This is a genomic window from Winogradskyella pelagia (genome assembly GCF_017581965.1).
GTDB classification, from domain to species: domain Bacteria; phylum Bacteroidota; class Bacteroidia; order Flavobacteriales; family Flavobacteriaceae; genus Winogradskyella; species Winogradskyella pelagia.
Genome location: NZ_JAGEVF010000043.1, coordinates 1 through 709 on the forward strand (window position 1 = coordinate 1; position 709 = coordinate 709).

General features: G+C 43.2%; 1 protein-coding gene. It reads left to right on the forward strand.

Annotation, left to right across the window (positions count from 1 at the left end):
• Window positions 1-709, forward strand: a 709-nt coding sequence (locus J4050_RS15175) for a CLIPPER-2 domain-containing protein (protein ID WP_208155463.1), incomplete at both ends; no start/stop codon positions are given.

The following is a 709-nucleotide window of genomic DNA, read 5'->3' on the forward strand; positions in this document are numbered from 1 at the left end:
TAGTACTACTGTAACGAGCTTATCGGACGATCCGGACGATGCTACAGATAACGACAGTGATTCTGATGGTAACCCAGACGACCCAACGGTAACGACCCTGCCGCAAAATCCAAGTATGAGTATTGAAAAAGTTAGTGCCTTAGATTTAGGTACTGATGGCGTGGCAACTCCAGGAGATATAATTACATACACATATACGGTGTTTAATACTGGTAACGTCACTCTTTTTGACATTGATGTTGCTGAGAACGCAGCTGATTTCACAGGAACAGGAACATTACCAACTCCTATTTATGCAAGTGGTGGAAGTGATGAAGATGGACAAGGTGATCTACAGGACTTAATAGTAGGACCAGGGACAATAGTATTCACTTCAACTTATGCTATTACACAGGCTGATATTGATTTAGGAACCATAATAAATCAAGCAACTACGAATGCAACAGCTCCATTAGGGGACCCAGTAACAGATGATAGTGACGACCCTAATAACCCAAGGGATATAGATACTAACGGAGATGGAGAACCCGATGATCCAACAACGACAGTTATCCCTCAAACACCTGAAATAACTATTATCAAGGTGGACACCTTGAACGATGGTGGCGACGGTGTTGCGGATGCTGGAGATACGATCACTTATGCCTTTACGGTGACCAATACGGGTAACGTGACCTTAACCAATGTTACGGTAACGGATCCATTGGTA